We start from the raw sequence: 7,361 nt of genomic DNA on the forward strand, positions 1-7,361 counted from the left end.
GCCTGATTTCTGTTCGCGGTCGGTATTGCGAGGCGACTCTTGCTGGTGCCGGAGATCGGTCTAGTAGGGGAGGGTAGCTTCGGGGGCCACCTTTCGGATCAGGTCCGCAAAGGCCTGCTGAATCCGCTTCAGCGCCGCCTCGTCGTCCCCCTCGAAGCGCAGCACCAGCACCGGCGTAGTGTTGGATGCCCGCACCAGACCGAAACCATCGTCAAAATCCGCGCGCAGTCCGTCGATGGTTGTGATCTTGGCGCCTGGAAAATCCGCGGCCTGCACGAGCTTTTCAACTACCTGGAAATGCTCGCCTTCGGCGAACTTCATCTGCAGTTCTGGCGTGTTGATGGTGTTTGGCAGCGAGGAAAACACCTCCTCGGGCGAGCGGGGATCCGCCGACAGGAGTTCCAGCAGCCGCGCAGCCGCGTAGAGTCCGTCGTCGAAACCGTACCAGCGGTCCTTGAAAAATATATGGCCACTCATCTCGCCGGCCAGCAGCGCGCCGGTTTCCTTCAGCTTCTTCTTGATAAAGGAATGCCCCGTCTTCCACATGAGCGCCTTGCCACCCGCAGCCTCTATCTCTTTCGGCAGTGTGCGGGTGCACTTCACGTCATAGATGACTTCCGCGCCGGGGTTGCTCGCCAGCACCGCGCGCGCGAACAGGATCAGCTGCCGGTCCGGCCAGATGATCTGGCCATCGGGCGTAACCACACCAAGCCGGTCGCCGTCACCGTCGAAGGCGAGCCCGACGTCATACCCGCCTTTCGCGAGCTCGGCCATGAGATCCTGCAGGTTCTTGGGTTGGCTGGGGTCGGGATGGTGATTCGGAAAGTGCCCATCAATTTCACAAAACAGTTCGGTGAGTTCACAACCCAGCGCGCGAAGCAGGCGCGGACCCAATTCGCCGGCGACGCCATTGCCACAATCCAGCGCCACCTTCATGGGTCGCGCCAGCTTGACATCGGACACGATGCGCTCGATGTAGGCGTCGCGCACATCGGCGTGGCGGATACTCCCGTTTCCGTGGGTCAGGTCGCCGTCCACGATACGCTGGCGCAGGGCCTGGATTTCGTCTCCGGAAAGGGTTTCCCCCCCAAGCACAATCTTGAAGCCGTTGTAATCGGGTGGGTTGTGGCTGCCCGTGACCGCGACGCCGGACGCCGTACCCAGTTCGTTTGTCGCGTAGTACAGGACCGGCGTCGGCACCATGCCGATGTCGATGACATCGATGCCTGCGGCGGCAATGCCCCGGCCCAGGGCCGCAACCAGCTCAGGTCCTGACAAGCGGCCATCGCGACTGATGGCGACCGACGTCTGTTTTCGCGCAGCGGCTTCCGATCCGATGGCGAGGCCGATTTGTTCGGCGGTCCCGGTCGTAAGGGTCTTCCCGACGATGCCGCGGATGTCGTAGGCCTTGAAGATTTCTGTCGGAAGACCGGTATCTGTTGTTGTGCTCATTGTCCTATTTGTGTCCTGAGTGACCGAAGCCGCCGGCACCGCGCCGGCTCTCCGCGAAATCGTTGACCACTTCGAAGTCCGCCTGCACTACGGGTACGACCACCATTTGCGCGATCCGATCCCCGGGTTCAATCACAAACTGCCGGTCGCCACGATTCCAGACTGAAACGAAGACCTGCCCCTGGTAGTCGGAATCGATCAGACCGACCAGATTTCCAAGAACGATGCCGTGCTTGTGCCCCAGTCCCGAGCGTGGCAGCAGGATGGCCGCGAGGCCCGGGTCTTCAATATGGATGGCGATGCCGGTGGGGATGAGGTGGGTTTCCCCCGGATCGACATGCATGTGTTCGTCGATGCAGGCTCGCAAATCCACGCCCGCCGAGCCTTCCGTCGCCGGCTTCGGCAAGGGAAATTCCTTACCGATACGTTCGTCCAGTATCTTTAGTTGTATCTTTTGCATGTAGTCTTTCTGCGATGGTTTGAATCAGGGTTCGTGCAAGCCGCGACTTGGGTTGCTGTTCGAGATCGACGCGACCATGTCGGTCGATCAGCGATAGCGCGTTGTCGTCGCTGTCGAAGCCACGTCCGCCTCCGACAGGATTGGCCGCGATCATGTCCACGCCTTTTTGCTCCAGCTTGGCGCGGGCGTTGGTCTCGAGGTTCTCGGTTTCCGCCGCAAACCCGCAGCTAAACGGACCATCGTCCAGGGCCGCAACGCTCGCGAGTATGTCAGGGTTCCGTACCAGTTCGAGCGTCAGGCTTTCGCCGTCTTTCTTGATCTTCTGTGCGGCCGTGTTGACCGGTCGATAGTCGGCCACGGCCGCGACGCCAATGAATATGTCGACACCGGTGATGTGTTCGTGGACCGCCTTGTACATGTCCCGGGCACTGCTAACCGGAACAGTCTTCACCCGTTGTGGCGGTGTGAGCGCGGTCGGGCCCGATACCAGAATCACCCGTGCCCCTGCCTCCACCGCGGCCTCGGCAATGGCGTAGCCCATCTTGCCGGAGCTGCGGTTGGTGATGCCCCGCACCGGATCGATGGCCTCCCACGTGGGTCCCGCCGTGACGAGCACGGTTCGACCGGCAAGGGTGCCCGTTTCAAACAGCCCGGCGGTGCGTTCCACCAGCTCCAGCGGTTCCAGCATGCGCCCGGGACCGGTTTCTCCGCAGGCCTGGTCGCCGGTGCCGGGGCCGAACAGATGCACCGCCATCTGGCGCAGCCCGAAGACGTTCCTTTGCGTCGCCGGGTTTTCCCACATCTGCTGGTTCATGGCCGGGGCGACCGCTACCGGTGCCGCTGTCGCCAGGCAAACCGCGCTCAGCAGGTCGTCGGCCCTTCCCTGGTTGAGCTTGGCCAGGAAGTTGGCGCTGGCCGGGGCAACCAGAACCACATCGGCCCAGCGGGCGAGATCTATGTGGCCCATGGCATATTCGGCGTCGGTATCCAGTAGGTACTGGTACACCGGGTGACCACTGACGGCCTGCAAGGTGAGCGGGGTAATGAATTCGCTGGCGGCCCGGGTCATGACCACGCGCACCTCGGCACCGGCATCGCGCAGCCGCCGGGCGAGGTCGGCGGACTTGTAGGCGGCAATGCCACCGGTGACACCGAGCAGGACGCGTTTATTTTGCAGATCGGCCATGTGATACAGTGTACTGCCGCAGGAAGACGAAATATACGGAACTACATGGAGGTAGTCATGCCCATCTCAAGCTGGCCCGTGGCGGAACGGCCACGGGAAAAACTTCTGCAACGAGGGCCATCGGCGCTGTCCGATGCCGAACTCCTGGCCATTTTCCTGCGCACCGGCGTGTCCGGACGTACCGCCGTTGATCTCGCGCGGGAACTTCTGGCCCGTTTTGGCAGCCTGCGCGCCCTGTTGTCTGCCGGTGAGGCCGATTTCTGTCAGGCCCCCGGTCTTGGGACCGCCAAATACGCGCAGCTTCAGGCGGTGCTGGAGATGGGCCGCCGCTATCTCGGGGAGCGACTGGAGCGGGGCGAGTCCCTGTGCTCGCCCACGGCCACCCGGCGCTACCTGACGGCCCGATTGCGGGACCGGCCGCAGGAGGTGTTCTGCTGCCTCTACCTCGATAACCGGCACCGCGTGCTGGCCTTCGAGGAGCTTTTCACCGGTACCCTGGACGGGGCCGCGGTCTATCCCCGGGAGGTGGTCAAACGGGCCCTGGCCCACAGTGCCGCCGCCGTGATCCTGGTCCATAACCACCCCAGCGGGGTGGCCGAGCCCAGCCGGGCGGACGAGCTCCTGACCCTGAGGCTCAAGGACGCCCTGGCCCTGGTGGATATCCGGGTCCTGGACCATCTGGTGGTGGGGGACGGTGAGCCGGTGTCTTTCGCCGAGCGGGGTCTGATGTAGGCCGGGGGTACCCCACCCCGGGGGATTCTGGTATAAATCCGGCTCTTTTTCGGCCGCCCGGCGGTCAAATCTAGAGGTTTCGTCATGTCGAAGGTATGCCAGGTCACCGGAAAGCGTCCGGTCTCGGGAAACAATGTTTCCCACGCCAACAACAAGACCAAGCGTCGGTTTCTGCCCAATTTGCACTATCGTCGCTTCTGGGTGGAGAGCGAGAACCGCTGGGTGCGTCTGCGCGTGTCCCATGCAGGCCTGCGCAACATCGACAAGAAGGGCATCGACGCCGTGCTGGCGGAAATTCGTGCCCGCGGTGAGAAGGTGTAAGGAGGCGATCCATGGCAGCTGTACGTGAAAAGATCAAGCTGGTTTCCAGTGCCGGAACCGGTTTCTACTACACCACCACGAAGAACAAGCGCACCAAGCCCGACAAGATGGAGCTGCGCAAATATGATCCCAAGGTGCGCAAGCACGTGGTCTTCAAGGAAGCGAAGATCAAATAGCGTTCCGTTTCAGCGAACACTTTCGGCGAACACAAGGAAACCCGGCTCTGCCGGGTTTTTTGTTACCGGTGGGGCGGTACGGTTCCGGCCTGGCGGGCCAGGAAAGCGGTTTTGGCGGATAATTCCAGGGAGCAAAGCCACTTGTACGCCAGGTTGATCGTCGGGCCGCAGGCATAGGCGCCGTGTCCGCGAACCACGATGATGCGCGTATTGCTCAGGGCGCGGCCAACGCGATGGGGCGCTTCCTCCATCATGTCCTGGTAAGCGATGTCGAGTACTCCGACGCGACCGAAATAAAACTGCCCTTCGAAATCGGCCGGCACGAAATCCGTGCCGTCCATGGTCAGCGCCAGTGTGTATGGACCATGGCCATGCAGGACCGCGCGGGTTTCTTCGTTGGCGCGGTACACCGATTGATGCAGCGGTGTATCCAGCGATGCGCCCGCTGCCGGCTCTCCGTTCACGGAACAGCGAACCAGTTCATCGGCTGCCAGGGTGTCGGCGCAGGCCCCGGTGGGCGTGATCCAGATTTCGTCTTCCTCGCGCACCGAGGCATTGCCGGAATGGGAGTCGTTTATCCCGTGTTGACGGAGCCAGCGGTAGTGCTCGGTCAGTTCCTGTTTCAGATCCATTGTGGTGTCGCGAAGGGACGGGAAAGAAGGTTGAATTCGGCAAGCATAGCAGAAACCCGGTTGGCGGATTACGGTCTCATATCAATACACGGGAATGTAACGGAACGCCTATGTACAATCGTCCTTGTTTCTGCCATAAATATGCGCGCAGTAAACGGATTCAGACTCTCGGTGTGGAATGGTGTACCCGCTGGAACAGCAAGTCCTGAGAACCGACGCCGGAGGCATGCCTCTGGAGTGGATCGACTACCGCGATGCGGTGCGCATCTATCACCTGGGCCAGGTGGCCTATTCCCTCGGAACAACGCTTTATCGCATTCACGGCGGCTATAGTGCCCGCACCGGGTTGCGCAGCGTCCTGGAAATCAATTCCATCATTGCTACCCGTGGAAACCACCACGCGCTGTACAAGTCGCGTAGCGGCTACACGCCACCGCTGAGCAACCAGGCACTATTCGCCCGTGATGCCCAGCTCTGTCTCTATTGTGGTGATCGATTCCCTGTCCGCGCCCTGTCACGCGATCACGTCAATCCGATCAGCCGTGGGGGAGAGGATCGATGGAGCAATGTCGTGACCGCGTGCAAGCGCTGTAACAATCACAAGGCCGGGCGCACACCGGAGGAAGCGGGTATGGAGCTTCTGGCCATCCCTTTTGTGCCTACCCATGCGGAGTATGTCTATCTGCAGGGCAAGCAGGTGCTGGCGGATCAGATGGAATTCCTGCTGGCCCATTTTCCCCGCACCAGTCCCTTGCATCAGAGACTGAAGCGGGGTGCGGAGCGTTAGACTGTGGATGGCGCCAGCGTGTAGGTACGCAGGCGTCGTGAAAATTCCCTGAGTGCCCGAATGCCGGTGTCTTCTGCCTGGCGGCACCACTCCTCAAGCGCATGAATCAGGTTATCCTGGGTCGTCGAAGATCGTTCCCAGATCGACTGCAGCCCTATCTTCATCTGATATACCGTGTCCAGCCGGCGGTTGCGACTCAGAACCTGTCGGAGCCTCTGCACGGTGTGTTCATCCAGGTGGCTGAACTCTTTTGACATCCATGCGCGGGCCCCCTTCAGCAGGGCACGGTTTTCGCGATCTTCGCCGTCGGCGTTCTTTAATTCCTCGCGGTGGACGCTGTGCAAGACCTCGCGGGTGAACCGGGCCATGATCTGAAAGCGGTTGCGAATGACGGCTTTCACGGTTTCCGTGTCGCAGTGCCATTTCTCCGGATCGGACGCCAGTTGCGGCGGAAGCTTCTTCACCCGGGCAAGCCCCAGAATTTCGAGGATCCGGATATACATCCAGCCGATATCAAACTCCCACCACTTGGCGGAGAGCTTGGCGGAACTGGCGTAGGTATGGTGATTGTTATGCAGTTCCTCGCCGCCAATCAGAATCCCCCATGGCACGATATTGGTGCTCGCATCCTGCACTTCGAAGTTGCGATAGCCCCAGAAGTGGCCGATTCCGTTGATTACACCGGCAGCCCAAAAGGGGATCCAGGCCATCTGCACCAGCCAGATGATTCCGCCGGGAAGAGGACCAAACAAGACCAGGTCGATCGCAAGCATGGTCACGATTCCGGCCGAGGGATGTCTTGTGTAGACATTGCGCTCGACCCAGTCCTCGGGCGTACCGAATCCGTATTTCTCCATGGTTTCCTGGTTGCGGGATTCGGCGCGGTAGAGCAGGGCGCCGGTCCAGAGTACGCGGTTCAGGCCCCGGACCTGCGGGCTATGAGGATCGTCCGGAGTTTCCACCTTGGCGTGGTGTTTTCGGTGAATTGCTGCCCATTCCTTCGTCACCATGCCCGTAGTGAGCCAAAGCCAGAGTCGGAAGAAATGGCTCACGACCGGATGCAGGTCCAGGGCGCGATGGGCCTGGTGCCGATGTAGGAAGATGGTGACGCTGGCGATGGTGACGTGGGTTAACCCGATTGCAGCGAGGGCGTAGCCCCACCACGGCAGGGAGAAAATACCGTCGATCATTCAAAATACCTCTGATTCTTGAGTGCGGGAGCCGGTGAAGGTAGTGTCATCTACTATATATTGTTACGCCGCCGCCGCAAGTCAAGTTGCGGCACGTCACGCACCTGGATTTGCCCATGAACACCCCTGTTACGCCATTGCTGGCGGTGGACATCATTATCGAGCTCAGCGACCGTCCCGGTCACCCCGTGGTGCTGATCCAGCGCCGAAATCCACCCCTCGGCTGGGCCATCCCCGGAGGGTTTGTCGATGTGGGCGAGTCGGCCGAACATGCCGCCGTTCGGGAGGCAGAAGAGGAGACGGCGCTCAAGGTGAGTTTGAAGGCCGTATTGGGCTGTTATTCGGATCCGGCCCGGGATCCCAGGGGGCATACAGCTTCGGTGACCTATATTGCCGAGGCGACCGGGGAGCCGCGGGCCCAGGAT

At 61.1% G+C, this 7,361-nt stretch carries 10 protein-coding genes; 5 read left to right on the top strand and 5 right to left on the bottom strand.

Annotated elements, in window-relative coordinates:
* Window positions 1–60: 60 nt before the first annotated feature.
* Genes P8X48_08610 through coaBC form a run of 3 tightly spaced genes read right to left on the bottom strand, consistent with a single transcriptional unit; the run spans window position 61 to window position 3,098 of the window.
* Window positions 61–1,452: a phosphomannomutase/phosphoglucomutase gene (locus tag P8X48_08610; protein ID MEJ2107374.1), complete on the bottom strand. Its 1,392-nt coding sequence runs from the start codon at window positions 1,450–1,452 to the stop codon at window positions 61–63.
* 4 nt (window positions 1,453–1,456) lie between these two features.
* Entirely contained in the window at window positions 1,457–1,912 is a 456-nt protein-coding gene (gene dut, locus P8X48_08615) for a dUTP diphosphatase (GenBank protein ID MEJ2107375.1), read from the bottom strand.
* On the bottom strand, window positions 1,869–3,098 hold the full coding sequence (gene coaBC / locus P8X48_08620; protein ID MEJ2107376.1) for a bifunctional phosphopantothenoylcysteine decarboxylase/phosphopantothenate--cysteine ligase CoaBC: 1,230 nt from the start codon (window positions 3,096–3,098) through the stop codon (window positions 1,869–1,871). Before coaBC ends, dut begins: the two co-directional genes overlap by 44 nt.
* A gap of 57 nt (window positions 3,099–3,155) precedes the next feature.
* Here coaBC and radC point away from each other — a divergent pair, with 57 nt between their 5' ends.
* From radC to rpmG, 3 genes are all read left to right on the top strand, one after another.
* Complete coding sequence (gene radC / locus P8X48_08625; protein ID MEJ2107377.1) at window positions 3,156–3,830, top strand: DNA repair protein RadC; 675 nt, start codon at window positions 3,156–3,158, stop codon at window positions 3,828–3,830.
* Between the two features lie 84 nt (window positions 3,831–3,914).
* Window positions 3,915–4,151 carry a 50S ribosomal protein L28 gene (gene rpmB, locus P8X48_08630; GenBank protein MEJ2107378.1) on the top strand — a complete coding sequence of 79 codons (237 nt, stop codon included), beginning with the start codon at window positions 3,915–3,917 and terminating at the stop codon, window positions 4,149–4,151.
* A gap of 11 nt (window positions 4,152–4,162) precedes the next feature.
* On the top strand, window positions 4,163–4,327 hold the full coding sequence (rpmG, locus tag P8X48_08635) for a 50S ribosomal protein L33 (GenBank protein ID MEJ2107379.1): 165 nt from the start codon (window positions 4,163–4,165) through the stop codon (window positions 4,325–4,327).
* A 62-nt stretch (window positions 4,328–4,389) separates the two neighbouring features.
* Here rpmG and P8X48_08640 read toward each other — a convergent pair whose 3' ends face one another.
* Window positions 4,390–4,959 (bottom strand): class II aldolase/adducin family protein, encoded by a 570-nt coding sequence (locus P8X48_08640; protein MEJ2107380.1) that lies wholly within the window; start codon window positions 4,957–4,959, stop codon window positions 4,390–4,392.
* A gap of 178 nt (window positions 4,960–5,137) precedes the next feature.
* Between P8X48_08640 and P8X48_08645 the strand changes: the two genes are divergently transcribed.
* Window positions 5,138–5,746: an HNH endonuclease gene (locus P8X48_08645; protein MEJ2107381.1), complete on the top strand. Its 609-nt coding sequence runs from the start codon at window positions 5,138–5,140 to the stop codon at window positions 5,744–5,746.
* On the opposite strand, the gene P8X48_08650 is transcribed toward P8X48_08645, so the two are convergent.
* Complete coding sequence (locus tag P8X48_08650) at window positions 5,743–6,936, bottom strand: fatty acid desaturase (GenBank protein ID MEJ2107382.1); 1,194 nt, start codon at window positions 6,934–6,936, stop codon at window positions 5,743–5,745. The genes P8X48_08645 and P8X48_08650 overlap by 4 nt on opposite strands.
* Before the next feature lie 116 nt (window positions 6,937–7,052).
* Between P8X48_08650 and P8X48_08655 the strand changes: the two genes are divergently transcribed.
* On the top strand, window positions 7,053–7,361 hold a 309-nt coding region (locus P8X48_08655; protein MEJ2107383.1), incomplete at its 3' end, for an NUDIX hydrolase.

This window comes from Acidiferrobacteraceae bacterium, assembly GCA_037388825.1.
GTDB lineage: Bacteria > Pseudomonadota > Gammaproteobacteria > Acidiferrobacterales > JAJDNE01 > JARRJV01.